Source organism: Paracoccus sp. PAMC 22219 (assembly GCF_000787695.1).
GTDB lineage: Bacteria > Pseudomonadota > Alphaproteobacteria > Rhodobacterales > Rhodobacteraceae > Paracoccus.
In genome coordinates, this window is the sequence record NZ_BBPH01000187.1 from 1 (window position 1) to 24,228 (window position 24,228).

20 protein-coding genes and 4 pseudogenes are annotated in these 24,228 nt (G+C 69.7%); 22 read left to right on the forward strand and 2 right to left on the reverse strand.

The features are described from left to right. Positions 1–99: 99 nt before the first annotated feature. The 16 genes and pseudogenes from TY51_RS17540 (at position 100) to urtE (ending at position 13,808) form a co-directional block, all read left to right on the forward strand. On the forward strand, positions 100–291 hold the full coding sequence (locus TY51_RS17540; protein ID WP_042252045.1) for a hypothetical protein: 192 nt from the start codon (positions 100–102) through the stop codon (positions 289–291). Between the two features lie 8 nt (positions 292–299). Continuing rightward, positions 300–1,178 (forward strand): AI-2E family transporter, encoded by an 879-nt coding sequence (locus TY51_RS17545; RefSeq protein ID WP_042252048.1) that lies wholly within the window; start codon positions 300–302, stop codon positions 1,176–1,178. 118 nt (positions 1,179–1,296) lie between these two features. After that, positions 1,297–2,061: a GNAT family N-acetyltransferase gene (locus tag TY51_RS17550; RefSeq protein WP_042252095.1), complete on the forward strand. Its 765-nt coding sequence runs from the start codon at positions 1,297–1,299 to the stop codon at positions 2,059–2,061. Positions 2,062–2,186: 125 nt separating this feature from the next. Further along, positions 2,187–3,001 (forward strand): annotated as a pseudogene (locus TY51_RS17555) (urease accessory protein UreD). Between the two features lie 2 nt (positions 3,002–3,003). Beyond that, positions 3,004–3,318: an urease subunit gamma gene (locus TY51_RS17560; RefSeq protein ID WP_042252051.1), complete on the forward strand. Its 315-nt coding sequence runs from the start codon at positions 3,004–3,006 to the stop codon at positions 3,316–3,318. 8 nt (positions 3,319–3,326) lie between these two features. Beyond that, positions 3,327–3,884 (forward strand): HupE/UreJ family protein, encoded by a 558-nt coding sequence (locus tag TY51_RS17565; protein ID WP_156118108.1) that lies wholly within the window; start codon positions 3,327–3,329, stop codon positions 3,882–3,884. Position 3,885: 1 nt separating this feature from the next. Further along, positions 3,886–4,191, forward strand: a complete 306-nt coding sequence (locus TY51_RS17570; RefSeq protein WP_042252057.1) for an urease subunit beta — start codon at positions 3,886–3,888, stop codon at positions 4,189–4,191. Further along, complete coding sequence (gene ureC / locus TY51_RS17575; protein ID WP_042252061.1) at positions 4,188–5,873, forward strand: urease subunit alpha; 1,686 nt, start codon at positions 4,188–4,190, stop codon at positions 5,871–5,873. Before TY51_RS17570 ends, ureC begins: the two co-directional genes overlap by 4 nt. A gap of 15 nt (positions 5,874–5,888) precedes the next feature. Next, positions 5,889–6,476, forward strand: coding sequence for an urease accessory protein UreE (locus TY51_RS17580; protein WP_042252064.1), 588 nt, complete (start codon positions 5,889–5,891; stop codon positions 6,474–6,476). After that, the gene (locus tag TY51_RS17585; protein ID WP_042252066.1) at positions 6,463–7,104 is read left to right on the forward strand and encodes an urease accessory protein UreF; all 642 of its coding nucleotides are present in this window, start codon (positions 6,463–6,465) and stop codon (positions 7,102–7,104) included. Before TY51_RS17580 ends, TY51_RS17585 begins: the two co-directional genes overlap by 14 nt. Then, positions 7,101–7,724 carry an urease accessory protein UreG gene (gene ureG / locus TY51_RS17590; protein WP_042252069.1) on the forward strand — a complete coding sequence of 208 codons (624 nt, stop codon included), beginning with the start codon at positions 7,101–7,103 and terminating at the stop codon, positions 7,722–7,724. Before TY51_RS17585 ends, ureG begins: the two co-directional genes overlap by 4 nt. Before the next feature lie 192 nt (positions 7,725–7,916). Further along, positions 7,917–9,212 (forward strand): urea ABC transporter substrate-binding protein, encoded by a 1,296-nt coding sequence (urtA, locus tag TY51_RS17595; protein WP_042252072.1) that lies wholly within the window; start codon positions 7,917–7,919, stop codon positions 9,210–9,212. Between the two features lie 54 nt (positions 9,213–9,266). Then, positions 9,267–11,184: pseudogene (gene urtB, locus TY51_RS17600) on the forward strand (urea ABC transporter permease subunit UrtB). Between the two features lie 3 nt (positions 11,185–11,187). Continuing rightward, positions 11,188–12,362, forward strand: a pseudogene (gene urtC, locus TY51_RS17605) (urea ABC transporter permease subunit UrtC). Further along, positions 12,359–13,099 carry an urea ABC transporter ATP-binding protein UrtD gene (gene urtD, locus TY51_RS17610; protein ID WP_042252074.1) on the forward strand — a complete coding sequence of 247 codons (741 nt, stop codon included), beginning with the start codon at positions 12,359–12,361 and terminating at the stop codon, positions 13,097–13,099. Before urtC ends, urtD begins: the two are co-directional and overlap by 4 nt. A gap of 1 nt (position 13,100) precedes the next feature. Next, complete coding sequence (gene urtE, locus TY51_RS17615; protein WP_042252077.1) at positions 13,101–13,808, forward strand: urea ABC transporter ATP-binding subunit UrtE; 708 nt, start codon at positions 13,101–13,103, stop codon at positions 13,806–13,808. A gap of 84 nt (positions 13,809–13,892) precedes the next feature. On the opposite strand, the gene TY51_RS17620 is transcribed toward urtE, so the two are convergent. Together TY51_RS17620 and TY51_RS17625 are read right to left on the reverse strand one after the other, a co-directional pair. Continuing rightward, positions 13,893–14,342, reverse strand: a complete 450-nt coding sequence (locus TY51_RS17620) for a DNA polymerase III subunit chi (protein WP_042252080.1) — start codon at positions 14,340–14,342, stop codon at positions 13,893–13,895. Positions 14,343–14,507: 165 nt separating this feature from the next. Beyond that, positions 14,508–16,091: a leucyl aminopeptidase gene (locus TY51_RS17625; protein WP_042252083.1), complete on the reverse strand. Its 1,584-nt coding sequence runs from the start codon at positions 16,089–16,091 to the stop codon at positions 14,508–14,510. 110 nt (positions 16,092–16,201) lie between these two features. On the opposite strand from TY51_RS17625, the gene lptF reads away from it, so the two are divergent. The 6 genes and pseudogenes from lptF to rsmA all read left to right on the forward strand — a co-directional run. Beyond that, positions 16,202–17,323, forward strand: coding sequence for an LPS export ABC transporter permease LptF (gene lptF / locus TY51_RS17630; RefSeq protein WP_042252086.1), 1,122 nt, complete (start codon positions 16,202–16,204; stop codon positions 17,321–17,323). Next, the gene (lptG, locus tag TY51_RS17635) at positions 17,320–18,429 is read left to right on the forward strand and encodes an LPS export ABC transporter permease LptG (protein ID WP_042252098.1); all 1,110 of its coding nucleotides are present in this window, start codon (positions 17,320–17,322) and stop codon (positions 18,427–18,429) included. Before lptF ends, lptG begins: the two co-directional genes overlap by 4 nt. Continuing rightward, positions 18,426–20,807 carry an LPS-assembly protein LptD gene (locus TY51_RS17640; RefSeq protein WP_052650418.1) on the forward strand — a complete coding sequence of 794 codons (2,382 nt, stop codon included), beginning with the start codon at positions 18,426–18,428 and terminating at the stop codon, positions 20,805–20,807. Before lptG ends, TY51_RS17640 begins: the two co-directional genes overlap by 4 nt. A gap of 31 nt (positions 20,808–20,838) precedes the next feature. Continuing rightward, entirely contained in the window at positions 20,839–22,110 is a 1,272-nt protein-coding gene (locus TY51_RS17645; RefSeq protein ID WP_042252089.1) for a peptidylprolyl isomerase, read from the forward strand. After that, a complete protein-coding gene (gene pdxA / locus TY51_RS17650; RefSeq protein ID WP_042252092.1) occupies positions 22,107–23,072 on the forward strand; it encodes a 4-hydroxythreonine-4-phosphate dehydrogenase PdxA in 966 nt (321 codons plus the stop codon). Before TY51_RS17645 ends, pdxA begins: the two co-directional genes overlap by 4 nt. 55 nt (positions 23,073–23,127) lie before the next feature. Continuing rightward, positions 23,128–23,961 (forward strand): annotated as a pseudogene (gene rsmA / locus TY51_RS17655) (16S rRNA (adenine(1518)-N(6)/adenine(1519)-N(6))-dimethyltransferase RsmA); the annotation flags it as partial. Positions 23,962–24,228 lie beyond the last annotated feature (267 nt).

The window sequence follows — 24,228 nt, forward strand, 5'->3', positions numbered from 1 at the left end:
CCGGTTAGCAGGCTTGCCCGCCCCCGGCAAGGCGCGCGCACAAGGCGGAACCCCCGGCCGCATCGGCGCCTTGTCCCGGTGCACCCTGCAGGAGACCCCATGACGCCAGCTTTCCCCGGCCCCGCGCCCGCCCCGCCGACGCCCCGGCGATCCCTGACCACCGGCACCATCGTGGCCACGCTGGCGCTGGCCGTCCTGCTGGCGGCGGCATGGGTCTGGTCGAACCTGCTGCTGATGTCCTTTGGGGCGATCCTGATCGCCATCGCCCTGCGCGCGGCGCGCGGGGGCTGAACCGCCTTATGGGCCTGAACGTCAAGCTGGGGGTGCTGGTCGTCCTGCTGGGCGTGGTGGGGGTGCTGGCGCTGCTGGTGCGGCTGGCCGGGCCGTCCGTCGGCGACCAGCTTCGCCAGCTGGCCGACGCGTTGCCCGGATCCTGGCAGGCCGTGCAGGACTGGGCGGCCTCGCTGCCCGGCGCGGACACGCTGATCCAGCGCGGAGAGGAGGCCGCCGGAGAGGACAACGCCCTGCAGCTGGCGCAGCGCCTGCCGGACGTGTTCGGCATGGTGATGGGCGGCCTGAATTCCGTGCTGGGCAGCCTGTCCTCGGCCTTCCTGCTGCTGATCCTGTCGCTTTACGTGGCGATGGAGGCGGACCTGTACCGCGCCGGCGCCCTCCGCCTGGTCCCCCTGCCCCGCCGCGCGCGTGCCGCCCAGATCCTGGACGAGCTGGCCGAACAGCTGGGCCGCTGGATGGCGGGCCAGGCGCTGGACATGGCCATCGTCGCGGTGCTGGCCGGGGTCGGGCTGTACCTGCTGGACGTGCCGCTGGCCTTCATCCTGGCGGTGATCGCCGGGCTGACCAACATCGTCCCGATTATCGGGCCGTTCTTTTCGGGCGCGATCGCCGTGGTCGTCGCCGCCCCGCAGGGTCTGGACACGGCCGTCTATGTCGCGCTGCTGTTCACCGTCATCCAGGTCTTCGAGGGCGAGGTGCTGATGCCGATGATCCAGAAATACGCGGTCCAGTTGCCCCCGGCCCTGACCGTTCTGGCCATCGTCGCGGTCGGCGCGCTGTTCGGGCTGGTCGCCGTGATCCTGGCCACGCCGCTGCTGATCGTCGTCATGCACCTGGTCCGCCGCATCTATGTCGAGGACGTGCTGGGCGACCGCATGGACTGACCCCCTGCCCCATCGCGCGGCAGTGTCTGCAACTTTTGCGTGCGGAAATGCACGGCCGGTCGTGATTTCGACACATGATCGGCCTATGCTGCCGGTGACATTGATCGGGGGTCGGGCGATGCAACCGTTCTGCAAGGGCCGCTATCGTGCCCGCCTGGCCGAAACGCCGGGCGATCTGCGCGAATCACAGCGGCTGCGCTGGCTGGCCTTCGTGGCGCGCACGGGCGAGCCCGACGACGGGCAATCACTGGACGCCGACCTCCTGGACGACGATTGCAGCCACATGCTGATCCACGACGCACAGGACGACCGGCTGGTCTGCAGCTTTCGGTTCCTGCCGCTGGCCGACGGAACGCAGATCGCCCGCAGCTATTCCGCACAGTTCTATGACCTGGCTGCCCTTGGCCGATTCGACGGCCCCATGGTCGAGATGGGGCGGTTCTGCCTGCATCCCGACTGCCGCGACCCGGACGTGATCCGCCTGGCTTGGGGCGCGCTGACCCGCTTCATCGAGGAGACCGGGGTCGAGATGCTGTTCGGCTGTTCCAGCTTCGCCGGCCTTGACCCCGACACCCATGCCGAGGCGTTCGCCATGCTCAAGGATCGGCACCTGGCGCCGCGCCGCTGGTGGCCGCGCGTCAAGGCACCGACGGTGTTCCGCTTTGCCCGCGCCCTGCGCCAGCGCCAGCCTGATCCGCGCCGCGCGGCAGAGGCGATGCCGCCCCTGCTGCGCAGCTATCTGGCGATGGGGGGCTGGGTCAGCGACCATGCGGTGGTCGATCCGGCACTGATGACCATGCATGTCTTTACCGGGGTCGAGATCCGCGCCATTCCCCCCGCCCGCCGCCGCCTGCTGCACGCGCTGGCCCAGCATCCCGCCTGACTTTCGCCCCGAAAACGGGCATACTGCCCAAACGGCGGGCAAGGTGCGTGAATCTGCCCTTGGCGGCGGCAGGATGGCCGGGGGCGGCGATTGACCTTGCCCGATGCCGGGCGCCCCTTGCCCCCATGTTCGACACCGGTGCCCCATCCATCCGCATGCAGCGCAGCCAAGGGGCGGCGCAGGTGGTCATGGGACCGCGCGGCCTGATCGACCTCGCGCAGCGCGGCTCGGCCAAGGCGATGCTGCCCCGCATGACCGCGGGCCTGCCCGAGATCGTGTTCCTGAACACCGCCGGGGGGTTGGCATCGGGCGATGGGCTGTCCTTTGCGGTGGACCTTCGGGCGGGCACGCGGGCCGTGGCCACCACCCAGACCGCCGAACGCGCCTATCGCGCGACCGGCGCGCCCGCGCGGGCGACGGTCGCGATGAGCGTGGGTGCGGGCGGATGGCTGGACTGGCTGCCGCAGGAGACGATCCTCTATGACAACGCCCGATTGGACCGCGATACCACGGTGGACCTGGCCCCCGGCGCGGGTTGCCTGCTGCTGGAGATGCTGGTCCTGGGTCGCTTGGCGATGGGCGAACGCCCGACCCGCCTGCACCTGCGCGACCGCCGGGTGGTGCGTCGGGACGGCCGCGTGATCCATCACGACGCGCTGGCGCTGGACGATGACGCGCTGGCCCGGCTGGCGGGCCCGGCCATGACCGGCGGCGCCCCGCGCTGGCCACGCTGGCGATGGTCGCGGATGACGCGCCCGACCGGCTGGCCGCCGCCCGCGCCGTTCTGGACGAGCCCGGCGTGACCGCCGCCGCCAGCGCACCGCCCGGTCGCCTGGTGATCCGCCTGCTGGCTGCCGATGGCTGGCCCCTGCGGCGGCAGATCAACCGATTGCTGCGCGTCCTGCGCCCCGATCCCCTTCCCCGCACCTGGCAGGTCTGACGATGAACCTTTCCCCCCGCGAACGCGAGAAACTGCTGGTATCCGTGGCCGCCATGGTCGCCCGAGGCCGCCTGTCGCGCGGCGTCAAGCTGAACCACCCCGAGGCGATCGCCCTGATCACCGATTACGTGGTCGAGGGCGCGCGCGACGGGCGCTCCGTCGCCGACCTGATGCAGGCGGGCGCGCATGTGATCACCGCCGGTCAGTGCATGCCCGGCATCCCCGCCATGATCGAATCCGTCCAGGTCGAGGCGACCTTTCCCGACGGGACCAAGCTGGTCACCGTCCACCACCCCATCCGCGAGGCCGCAGAATGAACGCCCTGATGAAACGCCTGACGCTTGCCGCCATCCTGCTGCCCTCGGCCGCGCTGGCCCATCCCGGTCATGTCCATGATGAGGGGCAATTCGTCCACGGTCTGGCCCATCCGGTGGGGGGTGCCGATCACCTGCTGGCGATGGTCGCGCTTGGCCTTCTGGCCGCGCAGCTGGGCGGGCGCGCGGTCTGGGCGCTGCCGGTGACCTTCGTGGGCGCGATGCTGGCGGGCGGCGCGATGGGCGCGGGCGGCATGGGCTTTCCGGCGGTCGAGCCGATGATCCTGGCCTCGGTCGTGATCCTGGGCGTGCTGGTCGCGATGGCCGCGCGCCTGCCCATGGCGGCGCTGGTGCCGATGGTCGCGGTCTTTGGCGCGGCGCATGGCTGGGCGCATGGGGCCGAGGGTCCGGCGACCGGACTGGCCCTCTATGCGGCGGGCTTTGCGCTGGCGACCATGGCGCTGCATCTGGGCGGCATCGCCTTTGGACGCCTGCTGTCGCGGGGGCTGGAGCTGCGCGTCCTGGGCGGCGGCACCGCGCTGGCGGGCCTGGCGCTGACGGTGGCGTGACATGATCCCCGGTGAAATTCTACCCGCCGATGGCACCATCGCCCTGAACGACGGGCGCGCGACGATCACGCTGATGATCGCCAATACCGGCGACCGACCGATCCAGGTCGGCAGCCACTACCATTTCGCCGAAACCAACGCCGCGCTGGATTTTGACCGCACCGCCGCGCGCGGCATGCGGCTGGCCATTCCCGCAGGCACCGCCGTGCGGTTCGAGCCGGGCCAGTCGCGCCAGGTGAGGCTGGTCGGTTACGCGGGCGAACGCATCGTCCACGGCTTTCGCGGCCAGATCGGGGGTGCGCTGTGACGACACTGTCCCGCGCCGATTACGCGGCGCTTTACGGTCCCACGAAAGGCGACCGCATCCGCCTGGCCGACACCAAGATCATCATCGAGGTCGAACACGACCTGACCATCCCCGGAGAGGAGGTCAAGTTCGGCGGCGGCAAGGTCGTCCGCGACGGCATGGGCCAGTCGCAGGTCACGCGCGCGGGCGGCGCGATGGACACGGTCATCACCGGCGTCGTGGTCTTTGACCACCAGGGCATCGTCAAGGCCGATGTGGGCATCCGCGACGGGCGCATCGCGGGCATCGGCAAGGCGGGCAACCCCGACACCCAGCCCGGCGTGACCCTGATCATCGGCCCCGGCACCGAGATCATCGCGGGCGAAGGCCGCATCCTGACGCCCGGCGGGTTCGACTGCCACATCCACTACATCTGCCCGCAGCAGGTGGACCATGCGCTGCATTCCGGCGTGACGACCCTGTTGGGCGGCGGCACCGGCCCCGCGCATGGCACGCTGGCCACGACCTGCACGCCGGGGCCCTGGCACATCGCCCGCATGCTGGAGGCCTGCGCCGATCTGCCGGTCAATATCGGCATCGCGGGCAAGGGGAATGCCAGCATCAAGGCGCCGCTGGAGGAGCAGATCCGCGCGGGCGCCTGCGCGCTGAAGCTGCACGAGGACTGGGGCACCACGCCCAAGGCCATCGACACCTGCCTGTCGGTTGCAGACGCCATGGACGTGCAAGTGATGATCCACACCGACACGCTGAACGAATCGGGCTTCGTCGAGGACACGATGGCCGCGATCGCAGGCCGCACCATCCACGCCTATCACACCGAAGGCGCGGGCGGCGGGCATGCGCCCGACATCATCCGCATGGTCGGCATGGCGAACGTGCTGCCCTCGTCCACGAACCCCACGCGCCCCTATACCGCCAACACGGTCGAAGAGCATCTGGACATGCTGATGGTGTGCCACCACCTGGACCGCCGCGTGCCCGAAGACGTGGCCTTTGCCGAATCCCGCATCCGCAAGGAGACCATCGCGGCCGAGGACATCCTGCACGATCTGGGCGCGTTCAGCGTGATCTCGTCCGACAGTCAGGCGATGGGGCGGATCGGAGAGGTGATCATCCGCACCTGGCAGACCGCGTCCAAGATGCGCCAGCAGCGCGGCCGTCTGCCCGACGAACAGGGCCAGAACGACAACATCCGCGCCCGGCGATACATCGCGAAATACACGATCAACCCGGCCATCGCGCATGGGGTCAGCGCACATATCGGGTCGATCACGCCGGGCAAGCGCGCCGATCTGGTCCTGTGGTCGCCCGCCTTCTTTGCGGCCAAGCCGGAAATGGTGCTGGTCGGTGGGCAGATCAGCGTGGCGCAGATGGGCGATCCGAACGGATCGATCCCGGTGCAGCCGATCTTTTCGCGGCCCATGTGGGGGCACAACCGCCGCGCCTCGGCGCTGTTTGTGTCCCGCGCGGGGCTGGAGGCCGGGGCCGCAAGCGGTCTGTCGAAAACCCTGATCGCGGTCGAACATACCCGCGACATCGGCAAGCGCGACATGGCGATGAACGACGCCATGCCCGCGATCGAGGTCGATCCCGAGACCTATGAGGTCCGCGCCGATGGACAATTGCTAACCTGCGAGCCCGCGACGGAACTGCCGCTGGCGCAACGCTATTTCCTCTTCTGAGAGGGAGGACCCACCATGATCGCCACCGCACATTCCATCATCCGCAACGCCCCGGCACCCTTCGACGCCGAGGTCAGCCTGGATTACGAAGGCCGCCTGCTGCGCCGCAAACGCCTGTCCTGCGAGGGGGGCGACTTTATGATCGACCTGCCCGAGGTCACCAGCCTGGACGACGGCGACGCGTTCGAGCTGTCGGACGGCCGCCAGATCGTCGTGCGCGCGGCGCCTGAACCGGTGCTGGTCATCCGCGGCAACCTGCCCCGGCTGGCTTGGCACATAGGCAACCGCCACACCCCCTGCCGGATCGAGGCCGACCGCCTGATCATCCGCCAGGATCACGTGCTGGAGGCGATGCTGAAACAGCTGGGCGCGGACCTGTGCCGCAAGGACATGCCCTTCCGCCCCGAAGGCGGCGCCTATGGCCATGGCCGCACCTTCGGCCATGACCACGGCCCCGCCACGCATCATCCCCATGGTGCGGGCGAACACAGCCATTCCCATGCGGAAAGCCACAGTCACAGCCACAGCCACAGCCATTCCCATGCGGAAAGCCACAGCCATGCGCATGCGGGACACCACAGCCACACGCATGACCACGCCTGAGGCTGCCCGCCTGCACCTGTCGCAACTGCTGTCGCCCGCCTTTCCGGTGGGCGGCTTTGCATGGTCACAGGGGCTGGAATACGCGATGGACGGGGCTTGGGTGACGCGCGCGACGCTGCCGCAATGGCTGGCCGACTGGCTGGATCACGGCGCGGGCTGGTCCGATGCCGTGCTGCTGTCGCTGGCCCTCAGGCCCGGTGCCGATCACGCGGAACTGGACGATCTGGCCCGCGCTGCCTGCATGAGCAGCCAGCGGTTGCTGGAGACCACCGAACAGGGCGCAGCCTTCGCCGCCAACTTGGCCGCGCTGACGGGCCGACCGCAGGCCCCCGTGGCCCTGCCGGTCGCCATGGGCCGTGCCTGCGCCGGCCTGCCGCTGCCTGCGGCAGAGATCATCGCGGCCTTTCTGCAAGCGCAGGCCGCGGCGCTGATCAGCGCGGCGGTGCGGTTCCTACCCTTGGGTCCCATCCAAGGACAGCAGATGCTGGCCGCCCTACAGCCGCGCATCCTGGACCGCGCCGCCCGCGCGACCACGGCCACGCCGGACGACCTGACCAGTGCCACCTGGGGCGCCGATATCGCCGCGATGGCCCATGAAACCATGACCACAAGGATCTTCCGCTCATGAGCCATAATGGCCCCCTCCGCGTCGGCATCGGCGGTCCCGTCGGCGCCGGCAAGACGACGCTGACCGAACAGATCGCCCGTGCGCTGGCCCCCCGCCTGTCGATGGCGGTGATCACCAACGACATCTATACCCGGGAGGATGCCGAGGCGCTGATGCGTGCCCAGGTCCTGCCCGTGGAACGGATTCGCGGCGTGGAAACCGGCGGCTGCCCCCATACGGCCATCCGCGAGGATGCCAGCATCAACCTGGCCGCCATCGCCGACCTGAACGCGGCCTTTCCGGACCTGGAGCTGATCCTGATCGAATCGGGCGGCGACAACCTGGCCGCGACGTTCAGCCCTGAACTGGCCGACCTGACGATCTATGTGATCGACACGGCGGCGGGACAGGACATTCCGCGCAAGCGGGGGCCGGGTCTGGCGCGGTCCGACCTGCTGGTGGTGAACAAGACCGACCTTGCGCCGCATGTCGGCGTCGATGCGGTTCTGCTGGAAAAGGATGCACATGAGGCGCGGGGGACGCGCCCGGTGGTCATGGCCCAGCTGCGCCACGGCCACGGCGTGCAGGCCATCGTCGATTTCCTGGTCGAACAGGGCGGCCTGACGCCCCGTGCAGCGTAACTATGCCCGGCGGGCGGGCATTTGCCCCGCCTGCTGCCCGGACCCGCGCCACTGCCTGCGCGGGGCGCGCGTAAACTGCTGAAATCCTGTCCAACTGCCCGATTTTCCCCTCTTTCTGCACATGCGAAGGCTGCGTGCCTTCCCAAGGACAACAGGGACACCGGCCAACGTGCCGGGGGGAAAAGGGTAACGATGACCAAGTTGACCAAGATGCTGATGCTGACCAGCGCCCTGACGCTGGCCCACACCGCCCATGCCCAGGCCCAGACACCGGACGGCGAGCCGATCAAGATCGGCGTGCTGCATTCGCTGTCGGGCACGATGGCGATTTCGGAAACCACGCTGAAGGACACCGTCCTGATGCTGGTCGAACAGCAGAATGCCAAGGGCGGCGTGCTGGGCCGCCCGCTGGAGGCGGTCGTGGTCGATCCGGCCTCCGACTGGCCGCTGTTTGCCGAAAAGGCGCGCGAGCTGCTGACCGTGTCCGAGGTCGATGCGATCTTCGGCTGCTGGACCAGCGTCAGCCGCAAGTCGGTCCTGCCGGTGATCGAGGAGCTGAACGGCCTGCTGTTCTATCCCGTCCAGTACGAGGGCGAGGAATCGTCCAAGAACGTCATCTATACCGGTGCCGCCCCGAACCAGCAGGCGATCCCCGCCGTCGACTACATGCGCGACGAGCTGGGCGTGGAAAGCTGGGCGCTGCTGGGCACCGACTATGTCTATCCGCGCACCACGAACAACATCCTGGACGCCTATCTGAAGGATAACGGCACCGCGCCCGAGGACATCTTCGTCAACTATACCCCGTTCGGGCATTCCGACTGGTCCAAGATCGTGGCCGATGTCGTGGCGCTTGGCGCGGGCGGCAAGAAGGTCGGCGTCGTGTCGACCATCAACGGCGACGCGAACGTGGGCTTTTACAAGGAGCTGGCGGCGGCGGGCGTGTCGGCGGACGACATCCCGGTCATGGCGTTTTCCGTGGGCGAGGAGGAGCTGTCGGGTCTGGATACCGCCAACCTGGTCGGCCATCTGGCGGCCTGGAATTACTTCCAGACGGCGGAATCGGACGTGAACACCGCCTTCATCGAGGAATGGAAGGCCTTCACCGGCGACGAGAACCGCGTGACCAACGACCCGATGGAGGCCACCGTCATCGGCTTCAACGCATGGGTCGCGGCGGTCGAGGCCGCGGGCACCACCGATGTGGACCCGGTCCTTGATGCCATCGTGGGCGTCGAGGTTCCGAACCTGACCGGCGGCACCGCGACCGTCCTGCCCAACCACCACATCACCAAGCCCGTCCTGATCGGAGAGATCCGCGAGGACGGCCAGTTCGACATCGTCAGCCAGACCGAACCCGTGCCGGGCGACGCCTGGACCGATTTCCTGCCGGAATCGGCGGTGCTGGACGCCGACTGGCCGGGCAAGGAATGCGGCATGTTCAACACGGAAACGGACAGCTGCGTCCAGGTCCAGTCGAACTACTGACATGACGGTCGGGCGGCCCCGCGCCGCCCGGCCCTTCTTGCGAAGGAAGCCTCCGTGATCCGCCATCGTCTTCTTGCCTGCGCGCTTGCGCTGATCCTGCCTTGGTCGGCACAGGCCAATCCGGCCCTGCAGGCCGTCATCGACGCGAACCTGGACCAGATCGAACGCCCTTCGCGCCAGACGGTCGGACCTCTGGTCGATCAGATCGCCGCAACCGGTCCCGAAGGGCTGGCGATGCTGCAGGCCTGGGCCGACCGCAGCCTGGGACTGACGGAGACGGGCCAGGTTCTGATCATGGACGACGACGCGGCCACCGACGCGGTGACGGGCGATGCGGTCGCGGGGGCCGATCCGCGGATGCTGCGCCCCAATTCCGGCGTGCGCGGCGTGATCGAGGCGGCGCTGGCCGCAGGCGCGCTGACCGACCCCGACCCCGCCCGGCGCGCCGCCGCCCTGCAGTCGCTGGAACGCGGCGCCGCACCCGACCAGCTGCCCCTGCTGCGCGCGGCGCTGGACGATCCCGACCCGGTGCTGGCCGCGCGCAAGGCGCGGCTGGAACGCCTGCTGACCATCCAGCACGACCCGACAGCGCCGCCCGCGTGGCCGCCATCGAGGAACTTGCCGGCGACGTGGGCCTCGATTTCCGCGCCGCCCTGAACCCTGCTGCTGGTGACCCGCGCGGTCGTGCGCCCGACACCCCGCCGGGCGCCAACGTCGCCCGCGAACTGACCCCGGCGACGATGCCCTGCCGCGCGACGCGGCGCTGGCCCAGCTGGTCCAGCAGGACCTGTTGCAGCCGCCCTTGTCGGGCGCTGATCAGCGCGCGGCGCTGGCGGCCAACATTACCGACGGGGCGGTGGCGGGCATCCCAGTGGCCGACCTGTCCGACCAAGCGGCCCGCGACCGCGCCTATCAGGCGCTGGAGGCCGCGGGCATCGTCCCCCCCGCCGCGACCGAGACCGAGATTCAGGCCGCCCTGGATGCCAGCCGTTTTTTCGAGGTCTATGCCGAACCTGATCCGGCCGTGACCGACGCGGCCAAGGCCGCCCAGATCCGCGCGCAGGTCCGCCTTGGCGCGATGACCGGGATCGATCTGGGACTGGACGCGCTGTCGCTGGCCTCGATCTATTTCCTGGCGGCGATCGGACTGGCCGTCACCTTTGGCGTCATGCGGGTCATCAACATGGCGCATGGCGAATTCATCATGATGGGCGCCTATACCGCCTATACGGTCCAGACGGTCATTGCTGATCGCACGCTGTCGCTGGTGGTGGCGCTGCCGCTGGCCTTCGCGGTGACCGCGCTGGCGGGGGTGGTGCTGTACCGCCTGGTCATCCGGCATCTGGCGAACCGCCCGCTGGAGACGCTGCTGGCGACGTTCGGCGTGTCCATCGCGCTGCAGCAGCTGGCCAAGAACATCTTTGGCACGCAGGCCCGGCCCCTGACCGCCCCCGCCTGGCTGGAAGGGTCGATCACCATCAACGATGTGATCGGCATCAGTTCGATCCGGGTTGCGATCTTTGTGCTGGCCCTGCTGTTCCTGGGGCTGTTCCTGTTCATCATGAAGCGCACCCGCTTGGGCCTTGAGGTCCGCGCGGTCACCCAGAACCCCGGCATGGCGGCCAGCATGGGCATCAACCCCGACCGCATCGCCATGATGACCTTTGGACTGGGGTCCGGCATCGCGGGCATCGCGGGGGTGGCCATCGGCCTGTTCGCGCAGGTCACGTCGGAAATCGGCCAGCAATACATCGTCCAAAGCTTCATGACCGTGGTCGTGGGCGGCGTGGGCAACATCTGGGGCACGCTGGCCGGCGCCGCGCTGATCGGCGGGCTGTCCAAGGTGATCGAGTTCATGAACCCCGCCAACACGCTGGCGGCACAGACCTTCATGATCCTGTTCATCATCATCTTCATCCAGTTCCGGCCGCGCGGGATCATCCCGCAGCGCGGTCGCGCGGCCGAGGCGTAAGACATGACTCGAACCCCCTTCATCCTGCGGAACCCCTCGGTCCTGGCGATGCTGGCCGTGCTGGCGGTGCTGACGCTGGCGGTCACGCTGACCAGCCAGGCCTATGGCACCGGCGCGCTGCCGACATCGACGGTCAAGATCCTGGGCATGACGCTGTGCCTGGCGCTGGCGGCGGTCGCGATGGACCTGGTCTGGGGATACCTGGGCATCCTGTCCCTGGGCCAGATGGCATTCTTTGCGCTTGGCGGCTACATGATCGGACAGTGGCTGATGTATGCGCGGACCGAGACCATCGTGGCCGCGCAGCTGGCGCAATCGCCCATCCCCGCCACGCCGCAGGAGGTCCAGGACGCGGTCACGAACCAGATCTTCGGCGTGGTCGGGTCGTCCGACCTGCCGATGGCGTGGTCCTTCGCGCATTCACTGCCGCTGCAACTGTTGCTGGTGGTGGCGGTGCCGGGCCTGCTGGCGCTGGTGTTCGGCTGGCTGGCGTTCCGCAGCCGGGTGAACGGGGTCTATCTGTCGATCCTGACGCAGGCCATGACGCTGGCGCTGGCGCTGTGGCTGTTTCAGAACGACAGCGGGTTCCGGGGCAACAACGGGCTGTCGGGGCTGCAGAACCTGCCGGGGATGGAAGGGGTCGATCAGGCCACGCTGTCGGTGTGGTTCCTGTGGGCATCGGCCGCGGCGCTGGCGCTGTTCTATGTGCTGGCCGCCTGGCTGGTCAGCGGCAAGTTCGGCAGCGTCACCCGCGCCATCCGCGACGACGAGACGCGCGTGCGGTTCCTGGGCTACCCGGTCGAGGGGTTCAAGCTGGTCGTCTTCACCTTGGCCGCGATGATCACCGCCATCGCGGGCGCGCTGTATTACCCCCAGGCCGGGATCATCAACCCGGCCGAGATGATGCCCATCGCCTCGATCTATCTGGCGGTCTGGGTGGCCATCGGCGGGCGGGGGCGGCTGTACGGCGCGGTCATCGGCGCGGTGGTCGTGTCGCTGCTGTCCAGCTGGTTCACGGGCGGGCGGGCGCGTCGATCCACCTGCCGGGATACGTGGTCAACTGGGTCGACTGGTGGCAGGTGCTGCTGGGCCTGTCCTTTGTTCTGGTCACGCTGTTCGCGCCCAAGGGGATCGCCGGGGTGTTCGACCTGATCGGCCGCAAGGGAGACCGGGCATGAGCGCGCTTCTGGAGGTCAGCGGGATCAGCAAGTCGTTCGACGGGTTCAAGGCAATCAACAACCTGTCCTTTTCCATCAACGCGGTCGAATTGCGCGCGGTGATCGGGCCGAACGGCGCGGGCAAGACCACATTCATGGACATCGTGACCGGCAAGACGCGCCCGGATTCGGGCGAGGTTCTGTGGGGCACCACGTCGAAATCGCTGCTGAAGCTGTCCGAGGCGCAGATCGCCCGCGAGGGGATCGGCCGCAAGTTCCAGCGCCCCACCGTGTTCGAGGATCAGTCGGTTGCCGACAACCTGATCATGGCGCTGAAGGCCGACCGCAGCCCCTTTGCCGTGCTGGGCTGGCGGCCCACGGCGGCATCGCAGGACCGCGTCATTGAGCTGGCGACCGAGGTCGGACTGGCCGACCAGCTGCCCCGCCTGGCCGGAGAGCTGAGCCACGGCCAGAAGCAGTGGCTGGAGATCGGGATGCTGCTGGCCTCCGACCCGCGGCTGCTGCTGGTCGACGAACCCGCCGCCGGCATGACGCTTGCGGAACGTGAACAGACCACGACGCTGCTGTGCCGGCTGGCGGAAACGCGCGCGGTGGTGGTGGTGGAACACGACATGGATTTCGTGCGCCGCCTGAACTGCAAGGTGACCGTGCTGCATCAGGGGTCCGTGCTGGCCGAGGGGTCGTTGGACCATGTGACCCGCAATCCCGACGTCATCGACGTCTATCTGGGGCGATGAGATGATCGAGGCCAAAGACCTGACCCTGCATTACGGCGGCAGCCAGATCCTCCACGGGATCGACATCGCGGCGCGCCCCGGAGAGGTCACCTGCGTGATGGGCAACAATGGCGTGGGCAAGACCAGCCTGATGAACCTGCTGGCCGGCAGGCACCCCCGGTCGGGCGGCGAGATTTCGTTCGACGGCAAGGCGTTGGGGCGGCTGTCGGCGCAGAAGATGGCGCGGATGGGCGTGGGCTATGTGCCTCAGGGACGCGCGATCTTTCCGATGCTGACGGTGCGCGAGAACATGGAGACGGGATTCGCCTGCCTGCCCCGCGGCGAACGGCGCATTCCGGATGCGATCTTTGACAGCTTTCCGGTGCTGGCCGAGATGGGGCACCGGCGGGGCGGCGATCTGTCGGGCGGGCAGCAGCAGCAGCTGGCCATCGCGCGGGCGCTGATCACCAAGCCCCGCGTCCTGCTGCTGGACGAGCCGACCGAGGGGATCCAGCCCAACATCATCGCCCAGATCGGGCGGGTGATCGCCGCCTTGCGCGACCGGGGCGACATGGCGATCGTATTGGTCGAGCAGTTCTTTGATTTTGCTTGGGATCTGGGCGATCAGTTCCTGGTGATGGAACGCGGGCGCGCCGTGCTGCAGGGGCCCAAGGCGGGGCTGGCGCGCGAGGATCTGCATGCGCGGCTGGCGGGGCATGCCAGCGCCTGACGGTCGTTGTCGCGGACGGTGGCAGGGGGGCTGCCAGCCCCCCTGACCCCCCGGAAGACCTGCACCAAGGCACGATCGGCGTACCTAGCGTTTGCGTTCCCACTTGCCCGATTCCTCGGACCAGTATTCGGCCTCGACCCCCGCGGCGGTCAGTTCGCGCCACTGGGCGCGGGCGCGGTCCAGCGCCTGCGCGTCATTGCCGTCGAAGAGGATGCAGGTCCGCTGAACGGCCTGCGCACGCTCAGCCGCGACCTGGGCGCCGTCCAGCGCCATCAGGCAGGACGGGTCGTTGGCGGCGGGCCGATCCGGCAGGGTCAGAAGGATCGGCTGGCGCGCGTCATGGGGGCCGCCCGCGACGCCGTGCGGCAGGAAGCCGTCGCCCTGCCACAGCTGACCGTCCAGACGGTCCAGGCGGTCGAAGTCGGGGGCGGAGACCTCGACCCGCCAGCCGGCGGACAGCGCCTTGGTCAGAAGGACCGGCAGAAGCGCCTCGGCCGGCGAGCGGGTCAGGTGGTAGAAGAGCGCCTTGCCCATGTCAGTGCAGCACCCCGGCAACGGCGGCGCGCGTTGCGCGGTGAGGGGCATGCTGCGACGTGGCCCCGAACGCCAGCGATTGCTGGCGATCGGGGCGCACAGGGCGCGCACGAGCGGTGCACGGGGCGTGCACAGCGCGTACACAGGTTGCGGGCGTTGCTAGGATCACGCGTCCTCGAAGCCGTCGCGCACCAGGCGGTCCAGGGTCATCACGCCCCAGCCCGACGCGCCCTTGGGGGCAAGATCGGTGCCACCCGGCGGCAGGGCCACGCCCGCGATGTCGATATGCGCCCAAGGCTGGCCGTCACGCACGAAGCGCTGCAGGAACTGCGCCGCCGTGATCGAGCCTGCCGCGCGGCCGCCCGAGTTCTTCATGTCGGCCAGACGGCAGTTGATCAGGCTGTCATAGGACTTGCCCAAGGGCAGGCGCCACGCACCCTCTCCCTCCGCGGTGGCGGCGGACAGGATCTGGGCCGCCAGCATGTCGTCGTTGGAAAAGACGCCTGCGTTGTCATGGCCCAGCGCGATGATGACCGCGCCGGTCAGGGTGGCCAGGTCGATCATGGCGCGGGGCTTGAAGGTCTCCTGCGCGTACCAGAGGACGTCGGCCAGGACCAGGCGGCCCTCGGCGTCGGTGTTCACGACCTCGATCGTGTCGCCCTTCATCGACTTGAGGATGTCGCCGGGGCGATAGGCGCGGCCGTCGGGCATGTTCTCGACCAGACCGACCAGGCCCACGACATTGGCCTTGGCCCGGCGCAGGGCCAGGGCGCGCATCACGCCCGCGACGACGCCCGCGCCGCCCATGTCCATCGTCATCTCCTCCATGCCGGCGCCCGGCTTGATCGAGATGCCGCCGGTGTCGAAGACGACGCCCTTGCCGACCAGCGCCAGCGGCTGTTCATCGCCGCCGCCGTTCCAGCGCATCACCACGACCTTGGAGGGCGATTCGCTGCCCTGGCCCACGGCCAGCAGGGCGCGCATGCCCAGCTTGGCCAGCTGATCCTCGTCCAGGACCTCGACCTCCAGGCCGATCTCCTGCATGGCCAGCAGGCGGTCGGCGAAATCGCTGGTGGTCAGGACGTTGGCGGGTTCGTTGACCAGATCGCGGGTGAAGAACACGCCCTCGGCCACCGCCGCCGCGTCATGGGCAGACTTTGCCAGGGCCTCGGGCTCCTTGACCATCACGGTGACGCGGGCCTTGTCGCCGATGGGCGCGTCGGCGCTGTCGGGCGTCTCGGTCGCCTGGGCGTCGCCAAGGACGGCGTCGTCCTGCGCGGTCTGCTGTTCGGGGATCAGCCCCTCGGTCTGGGCCGGGGTGTCGTCGGGGGTCGCGGGCTTGGTCTTGTAGACCGAGAAGTCATAGCCGCGCAGCGCCAGCCCGAAGGCGATGTCGGCGGCCAGCTTGTGGTTGCCGGCCAGGACCAGCGTGTGGCCGGTGCCCAGTTTCGCACCCAGCGCGGCGCCCGCACGGCGTGCCTCGGCCTGGGTGGCGGAATTGGGCAGCAGGATCAGGATCAGCGCATCGGCGGCCATCCCGGCGGGAAAGGCCAGTTCCAGCGCCTGACCGGGCTTGAGCGCGCGGCCCGCCTTGGAGGCCAGCGCGCGTGTCGCGGCGTCACGGATCACGCGGGGCAGCTTGCCCGGCAGCTTGGACGCGTCGGTCATGATCAGGGCCACGCGGCCCTGGTGATCGGCCAGCTTGTCCAGCGCGACCTCGGTGAAGTTGATTTCGACAGGTTGGGTCATTGCAAAACGGTCCTCACGTCTGGTTGCGCCGACCCTAGACCCCCGCCCGGCCCTTTTCCAGAGCCGCCCTTGCCGCTAAGCAGGACGGAACGTCACGCCAAGGACCATCCATGCCGCGCATCGACCGATACATCCTGGGACAGCTGCTGACGCTGTTCGGGTTCTTTGCCCTGGTGCTGGTGTCCGTCTACTGGATCAACCGGGCGGTCAGCCTGTTCGACGACCTGCTGAACGACGGCCAGACCGCGCTGGTGGTGCTGGAATTCACGGCGCTGACGCTGCCCTTGGTGATTTCCGTGGTGCTGCCGGTGGCGGCCTTTGCCGCGACCGCCTATGGCACCAACCGCCTGGCCGGCGAATCCGAGCTGGTGGCGATGCAGTCGGCGGGCCTGGGGCCCTGGCGGCTGGCGCGGCCCGTGCTGATCTTTGGCGTGTTCGTGGGGGTGATGGTGGCGGTGCTGGTCCACGGGCTGGTGCCAATGGCCCGCGCCCGCCTGGCCGACCGCAGCGCCGAGATTGCCGAAAACGTGACCGCGCAGTTCCTGCGCCCCGGCAGCTTTCAGTACCCGGCCCAGGGGGTGACGCTGTTCATCCGCGACGTGGCGGGCGACGGCCGCCTGCTGGACCTGTTCATCGAGGATTCGCGCGACCCCACGGACCAGGTCACCTATACCGCGCAGGAGGCGCTGGTGGTCCGCAACGACACCGGCCCGGTGCTGATCCTGCTGGAGGGCATGGCGCAGAACCTGCGCCCCGGCCAGGACGGTCCGGTCCTGTCCGTCACCCGGTTCGACGAGTTCAGCTATGACGTGGGGGCGATGTTTTCGGGCGGCGGCAGCCGGGGGCGCGACCTGCGCGATTTCGGCACGCTGGCGCTGTTGCAGGCCGACCCCGCCCTGCTGGAGGCCACCGGCGCCACGCCCGCCGCCGCTCAGCGCGAGGCGCATGAGCGGCTGGCCCAGCCGCTGCTGTCGCCGATCGCCGCGATGCTGGGCTTTGCCACGCTGCTGATCGGCGGGTTTTCGCGGTTCGGGGTGTGGCGGCAGGTCGGCTGGGCCATCGGATCGCTGATCGCGGTGCAGTTCCTGACCAATGCCGCCGCCAACCAGGTGGGCCGCGACGCCGCGCTGTGGCCGCTGCTGTATCTGCCCGCGACGGTGGGCGCGGGCCTGTGCCTGGCCTTCCTGTGGCTGGCCGCCCGACCGCGCGGGCCAAGGGGGGCCGTCCGATGATCCTGGCCCTGTATGTCGCGCGCCGCTTTCTGCGCGCGTTTCTGATGATCGCGGGGGTGTTCCTGCTGATCCTGTTCCTGATCGACATGATCGAGATCATCCGCCGGTTTTCGGGCCGCGACATCGGTCTTGGCGGCGCGGCGCGGCTGGCCGGGCTGAACATCGCCGGCAGCTTCTATGCCATCCTGCCGCTGATGACCGTGCTGGCGGGGATCACGCTTTTTCTGGGCTTGGCGCGCAGTTCGGAGATGGTGGCGATCCGCGCATCGGGGCGGTCGGGGCTGCGCGTGGTGCGCGCGCCGGTGATGGCCGCGATCCTGCTGGGGGTGCTGACCGTGGGCCTGCTGAACCCGCTGGTCGCCGCCACCGGGTCGCTTTACGACGAGGCCGTGGCCGATATCGACCGCGCCGGAAGCCAGACCGTCAGCCTGGGCGACAGCGCCGTCTGGCTGCGCCAGGCCGTCCAGCAGGACGGGCAGGAGGCCGGCCAGATCGTGATCCGTGCCAGCCGCGCCAGCCCCGATGCCGTGACGCTGTATGACGCCAGCTTTCTGGTCTTTGGCGCCGAGGCCGGTCCGATCCGCCGCATCGAGGCCCGCGAGGCGCGCCTGACCCCCGGTGCGTGGGATCTGCGCGACGTCAGCGATTTCCCCCTGGACCAGCCCAACCCGCAGGCCGCCGTGACCCGCAGCGCCGCGATGACCCTGGCGTCGGACCTGACCGCCCAGCGCATCCGCGAGGGGTTCGGGCGCCCCGAATCGGTCCCCGTCTGGCAATTGCCGCAGTTCATCGCCGGGCTGGAGCGCGCGGGCTTTTCCGCCGCCCGCCACAAGGTCTGGTTCCAGACCGAACTGGCGCGCCCGTTTCTGATGGCCGCGATGGTGCTGATCGCCGCGGCCTTCACCATGCAGCATGTGCGGGGCCGCAACACCGGCGGCGCGGTGCTGATGGCGTTCGGCGCGGGGATCGCGCTGTTCTTTCTGCGCAACCTGGCGCAGGTTCTGGGGGATAACGGGCAGATCCCGCCCGCGATGGCGGCCTGGACGCCACCCCTTGTCGGCGCGATGCTGGCCCTGGGGCTGATCCTGAAACGGGAGGACGGATGAGCGCGCGCATGGTAAGCCGGGGCCTGCTGCGGGCGGGGGTGGCGCTGATCGCGCTGTCCGGTCCGTTGGCCGCACAGTCGATCTTTGACACCGACGACGGCATGGGCATGCCGCCGCTGACGGGCATGCCGGGCGGCATGGCCGCAGACAGCGGCGTGACCGCGCTTGCCCCCGAATCGGTGGCCCTGGGCAGTGCGCCCGTGGCCGACCGCACGCCCACGCCGCAGAACCCGATGGTCGTGGGCCCCGATGCCGACGTGACCCTGCCCGGCAACGGGCCGCGCGATCCGCAGGCCGGGGCCGCCACGCTGCTGGCCGACCGGATCGACGTGGCGGGCGACCAGACCCTGACCGCATCCGGCGGCGTCGTGGTCTGGCACCAGGGCGCGCGGCTGGTCGCGGACCGGATCGTCGTCGACGGCGAGACCGGCGATCTGACCATCGAGGGGCCGATCCACCTGTCCCGCCCGAACGCCCCCGACCCCGAGACCGACGCCATCCTGATCGCCGACAGCGCCCAGCTGGACAGCGCATTGCAGGACGGCATCGTGATGGGCGCGCGGCTGGTGCTGGCGCGGGAACTGCAGCTGGCATCGACCCGGCTGGAACGGCGCGAGGATGGTCGCATCAGCCAGCTGGACAATGTCGTGGCCTCCAGCTGCCAGATCTGCGCGACTGATCCGACGCCCCTGTGGGAGATCCGCGCCCGCAGCATCATCCACGATGCCGACACGCGGCTGATCACCTTTGACCGCCCGCAGCTGCGCGCGTTGGGCGTGCCGCTGGCCTATGTGCCGTTCCGCGTGACCGCGCCCGACCCGTCGGTGGAACGGCGCTCGGGGTTCCTGCGCCCCGAGATCCGCACGACATCGGGGCTGGGGTTCGGGGTCAAGCTGCCCTATTTCCAGACCCTGGGCGACAGCGCCGACGTGACCTTCACCCCCTATGTCAGCGAGAGCCGGACCCGCACGCTGGAACTGCGCTATCGCCAGGCGTTCACCAACGGCGCGACCGAATGGAACGGCGCGATCAGCCGCGACGACCTGCGCGAGGGAGAGACCCGCGGCTATCTGTTCGGCGCGGCACAGTTCCTGCTGCCGCGCGACTATCGCCTGGCGCTGCAGGTCCAGCAGGCCAGCGACCGCGCCTATCTGCTGGATTACGGCATCACCGATGCCGACCGCCTGTGGAGCGGCGTCAGCGTCGAACGCGTGCGCCGCGACAAGCTGTTCTGGGGCCGGGTCGGCAACTATGAGACGCTGCGCGAGGACGAGGACAACGCGACCTCTCCGGCGCAGGTGGCGGATGCGATCTGGATGCGCCGCATGACCCCGCGCCTGATCGGCGGCGAGGCGTTGCTGGAATGGTCGGCCCATGCGCATCGCCGCCCGTCGGACCTGGACGTGGTCGGACGCGACGTGGCGCGTGCATCGGTGGGCGTGGACTGGCGGCGCAATCAGATCCTGCCGGGCGGGGTCGTGGCCGCCGCGCTGGCAGGCCTGGACGCCGACCTGTACCGCATCGCCCAGGACGACCGGTTCGACGACATCGTGACCCGCGTCGATCCGCAGGTCGGGGTCGAGCTGCGCTGGCCCCTGGCGGGCGGCGCGGGCGGCGCCACCCATATCGTCGAGCCTGTCGTGCAGGTCCTGTATTCGCCGCGCGGCCGCGACGAGGACATTCCCAACGAGGACAGCCGCCTGATCGAGTTCGACGAGGGCAATCTGTTTTCCGACAACCGCTTTCCGGGCTGGGACGTGCGCGAGACCGGGCTGCGCGCCAATATCGGCGCCACCTGGACGCGGATCGACCCGACCGGCTGGTCGATCGGGGTGACCGGCGGGCGCGTGCTGCGCGCGCGCGACGCCGACAATTTCGCCCCCGACAGCCCCTTGGGCGGGCGCAGTTCCGACTGGCTGCTGGCGGCGAATTTCGACAGTGGCCGCGGGCTGGCCGTGGCCAACCGCGCGCTGTTCGACGACGAGGCCCGCGTGTCGCGCAACGAATTGCGGGTGGGCTGGCTGCGCCCGGACCTGAACCTGTCGGCGGGCTATATCTGGATCGACCGGGACGAGGACGAGGGCCGCGTCGTGAACGCCAGCGAGCTGGCCGCCAATGTCGGCTGGCAGATCGCCGACGGCTGGTGGGGCGAGGCGGAAACCCGCTATGATTTCGCCGCCGACCGGGCACAGCGCGCCGCGCTGCGCGTGGCCTATCGCAACGAATGCATCACGCTGGAAACCGGCCTGTCGCGGCGCTTCAGCAGCAGCGACCTGCTGCGGGCGGAAACCAGCTTTGACCTGTCGGTCCGCCTTGGCGGGTTCGGCGCACAAGAAGACGGCCCCGGCACGGTGGCGCGCCGCAACTGCATGCGCTAACCTGCGGGCCAAGGACCAGATGAGGGCAGACATGCGGCAATTTCTTTCGGGTATCGCCCTGGCGGCGGTGATCGCCACGGGTGCCGTGGCGCCAGCGGCGGCGCAGAACCTGTTCGCGCCCGTCGTCTATGTGAACGACAGCGCCGTCACCCGCTTTGAGGTCGACCAGCGGATGCGGTTCATGCAGGTGATCGGCGCGCCCGATGCCGGTGCCGCCGCCGCCGAACAGGCGCTGATCGACGACCGCCTGCGCATCCAGGCCGCACGAGAGATCGGCGTCGAGATCACCCCCGAGGGCCTGCAGGAGGGTCTGGACGAATTCGCCGGCCGCGCGGGCCTGGATGCGGCGGGCTTCATCGCCCAGCTGGAAAGCAACGGCATCGAGGAGGGCGTGTTCCGCGATTTCGTCGAGGCCGGCACCGTCTGGCGCGAGGTCGTGCGCGCCCGCCTGCTGTCACGCGTTGACATCTCGGACGCCGAGATCGACCAGGAGCTGCAGCGCGTGATCGAGACGCCGATCATCGACCGCGTGCTGCTGTCCGAGCTGATCATCCCCGCGCCTCCGGGCCAGGAGGCGCAGGCCCTGCAGCTGGGCGAACGCATCGCCGCATCGCGCCCGACCGAGGCCCAGTTCGCCGAAGCCGCGCGGCAGTATTCGGCCACCCCGTCGTCCGAGGCGGGCGGGCGGCTCGAGATGCTGGCGCTGGACAACCTGCCGCCCAGCCTGCGCCCGATCATCGCGGGCCTGCAGCCCGGCCAGACCACGCCGGCCCTGCCGGTCGAGGGCGCGGTGGTCCTGTTCTTCCTGCGCGACGTCCAGGGCACCATGCGCCCCGGCGCCCAGGAACAGGTGCTGGACTACATGACGCTGCGCCTGGCGTCGGTCGACGATGCCGCCAGCCTGGCGGCGCGCGCCACCAGCTGCGACGATCTGTACGTGCAGGCCGGCCCCGAGGTCGCCCCCCAGGTCCAGCGCCAGACCGTGTCCCAAGGTGCGATCCCGCAGATGATCGCCGCGCGGCTGGCATCGCTGGACGCGAACGAGGCCGGGGTGGTCCCGTCGGGTGCGGGGGCCGATCTGGTGATGCTGTGCTCGCGCCAGCCCGCACTGGCCGCCCAGTCCCAGGTCGCCACCACCGCCCTGCCCGATGACGGGGTCGAGGCCGCGATCCCGCAGCCGCAGGCCGACGGCATCCCGTCGCGCGACGCGGTCCGCGACCGGCTGTTCAACGCCAAGATCAACACCGCCGCCGAAGGGCTGCTGGCCGATCTGCGGGCCGACGCGATCATCCGGCGCCCCTGATGGCACGCATCCTGCTGACCTGCGGCGAACCCGCGGGTGTCGGCCCCGAACTGGCGCCCCTGGCGCTGGCCGCGGGGATCGATCTGGTCTGGATGGGCGATCCGCGCCACCTGCCGGCAACCGCCGCCTGGACCGAGGTGACGGACCCCGACGACCCGGTTCCACCCGGCCACCTGCCCGTCCTGCGCCATGATTTCACCGGCCCCGCGGTGCCGGGCCGCCCCGACCCCGCCCATGCCGCTGATGTCATCGCGGTCATCGCCCATGCGGTGGACATGGCGATGGCGGGCCGCGTGGCCGCGATCTGCACCGCCCCGATCAGCAAGGAGGCCCTGATCCGCGGCGCGGGCTTCGCCTTTCCCGGCCATACCGAGTTCCTGGCGCATCTGGCGGGCGACGTGCCCGTGGCGATGATGCTGGCCTCGACCACGGTCACGCCGCCCTGCCGGGTGGTGCCCGCGACGATCCACATCCCCCTGGCCGACGTGCCTGCGGCGCTGACTGAACAGGCGCTGGAACAGGCGATCCGCCTGACCCATGCCGCCCTGATCCGCGATTTCGGCCTGCCCGCCCCCCGTATCGCGGTCGCGGGCCTGAACCCCCATGCGGGCGAAGGCGGGATGATGGGCACCCAGGATCGCGACATGATCGCACCGCTGATCGCCCGCCTGCGCGACCAGGGCCTGCACGTCACCGGCCCGCATCCCGCCGACACGCTGTTCCACGCCCCGGCGCGGGCGCGTTACGACGCGGCGGTCGCCTGCTATCACGACCAGGGGCTGATCCCCATCAAGACACTGGATTTCGACGGCGGCGTGAATGTGACCCTGGGCCTGCCCTTCATCCGCACCTCTCCGGACCACGGCACCGCCTTCGACATCGCGGGGCGCGGGCTGGCCGACCCCTCCTCGACCATCGCGGCGTTGCGCCTGGCCCGGTCCATGGCGGACAGCCGGGCATGAGATCTCTCCGTTGCCCAAATACCCAATGGCGCGCCCCCGCCCCCAGGACCCCGCGATGATCGACAACCTACCCCCCTTGCGCGAGGTGATCGCGACCCATGACCTGCGCGCGAAAAAGCAGCTGGGCCAGAACTTCCTTCTGGACCTGAACCTGACGCACAAGATCGCGCGGCATGCGGGCGACCTGACCGGTTGCGACGTGCTGGAGGTCGGGCCCGGCCCCGGCGGGCTGACCCGCGGCCTTCTGGCCTGCGGGGCGCGCCATGTGCTCGCCATCGAAAAGGACCCGCGCGCCCTGCCCGCGCTGGAACAGATCGCCGATGCCTATCCGGGCCGCCTGACGGTCATCACCGGCGACGCGCTGCAGATCGACCCGCTGGCGCATCTGACGCCGCCGATCCGGGTGGCCGCGAACCTGCCCTACAATGTCGGGACCGAGCTGCTGATCCGCTGGCTGACGCCCAAGGACTGGCCGCCCTTCTGGCAATCGCTGACGCTGATGTTCCAGCGCGAGGTGGCCGAACGCATCGTCGCCCGCCCCGGCTCCAAGGCCTATGGCCGGCTGGCGCTGCTGGCGCAGTGGCGGGCGGACGCGCAGATCGTGATGTCCCTGCCGCCCGAGGCGTTTGTCCCCGCGCCCAAGGTCCATTCGGCGGTGGTCCACCTGACCGCCCTGCCCGAGCCGCGCTTTCCCGCCGATGCGGCGGTGCTGTCGCAGATCACCGGCGCGGGGTTCAACCAGCGCCGCAAGATGCTGCGCGCCAGTCTGAAAGGCCTGCATCCGCAGATCGAGGCGCTGCTGGACAGCGTCGGCATCCCCCCCACCGCCCGCGCCGAGGAGATCGAGCTGGAACGCTTTTGCGCGCTGGCCCGCGCCTTGCAGGCGGCCCGGCAGGCTGATCCCGCGCAACCGCGACCCGGCCGGCTTCACCTCTGGGGCGCCGGACAAACAAGCCGGGTAACAAGACCGGCCATGCAAAAGGGGCGCGCCGATCTGGCGCGCCCCTTTGCTTTGGAACCGGTAAGCGGACCCGATCAGTCCTGATCGCCCTCGGGGCGCACCGGGGCGGGGCGCTCGGCCTCGACCGCTGGCTTGCGGCGGCTGCGGGTCGGCGCGGCGGGTGCACCATCCTCGGCCACGGGCGCGGGGCGCGCG

Excerpts from the sequence above, each read along its gene's own strand:
- TY51_RS17625 (WP_042252083.1), bottom strand. The coding sequence starts at position 16,091 with ATGACCCAACCTGTCGAAATCAACTTCACCGAGGTCGCGCTGGACAAG.
- TY51_RS17560 (WP_042252051.1), top strand. The coding sequence starts at position 3,004 with ATGAACCTTTCCCCCCGCGAACGCGAGAAACTGCTGGTATCCGTGGCC.
- TY51_RS17570 (WP_042252057.1), top strand. The coding sequence starts at position 3,886 with ATGATCCCCGGTGAAATTCTACCCGCCGATGGCACCATCGCCCTGAAC.
- TY51_RS17545 (WP_042252048.1), top strand. The coding sequence starts at position 300 with ATGGGCCTGAACGTCAAGCTGGGGGTGCTGGTCGTCCTGCTGGGCGTG.
- TY51_RS17540 (WP_042252045.1), top strand. The coding sequence starts at position 100 with ATGACGCCAGCTTTCCCCGGCCCCGCGCCCGCCCCGCCGACGCCCCGG.
- TY51_RS17640 (WP_052650418.1), top strand. The coding sequence starts at position 18,426 with ATGAGCGCGCGCATGGTAAGCCGGGGCCTGCTGCGGGCGGGGGTGGCG.
- TY51_RS17585 (WP_042252066.1), top strand. The coding sequence starts at position 6,463 with ATGACCACGCCTGAGGCTGCCCGCCTGCACCTGTCGCAACTGCTGTCG.
- lptF (WP_042252086.1), top strand. The coding sequence starts at position 16,202 with ATGCCGCGCATCGACCGATACATCCTGGGACAGCTGCTGACGCTGTTC.
- lptG (WP_042252098.1), top strand. The coding sequence starts at position 17,320 with ATGATCCTGGCCCTGTATGTCGCGCGCCGCTTTCTGCGCGCGTTTCTG.
- TY51_RS17550 (WP_042252095.1), top strand. The coding sequence starts at position 1,297 with ATGCAACCGTTCTGCAAGGGCCGCTATCGTGCCCGCCTGGCCGAAACG.
- TY51_RS17620 (WP_042252080.1), bottom strand. The coding sequence starts at position 14,342 with ATGGGCAAGGCGCTCTTCTACCACCTGACCCGCTCGCCGGCCGAGGCG.
- TY51_RS17580 (WP_042252064.1), top strand. The coding sequence starts at position 5,889 with ATGATCGCCACCGCACATTCCATCATCCGCAACGCCCCGGCACCCTTC.
- urtD (WP_042252074.1), top strand. The coding sequence starts at position 12,359 with ATGAGCGCGCTTCTGGAGGTCAGCGGGATCAGCAAGTCGTTCGACGGG.
- urtE (WP_042252077.1), top strand. The coding sequence starts at position 13,101 with ATGATCGAGGCCAAAGACCTGACCCTGCATTACGGCGGCAGCCAGATC.
- urtA (WP_042252072.1), top strand. The coding sequence starts at position 7,917 with ATGACCAAGTTGACCAAGATGCTGATGCTGACCAGCGCCCTGACGCTG.
- TY51_RS17565 (WP_156118108.1), top strand. The coding sequence starts at position 3,327 with ATGAAACGCCTGACGCTTGCCGCCATCCTGCTGCCCTCGGCCGCGCTG.
- ureG (WP_042252069.1), top strand. The coding sequence starts at position 7,101 with ATGAGCCATAATGGCCCCCTCCGCGTCGGCATCGGCGGTCCCGTCGGC.
- TY51_RS17645 (WP_042252089.1), top strand. The coding sequence starts at position 20,839 with ATGCGGCAATTTCTTTCGGGTATCGCCCTGGCGGCGGTGATCGCCACG.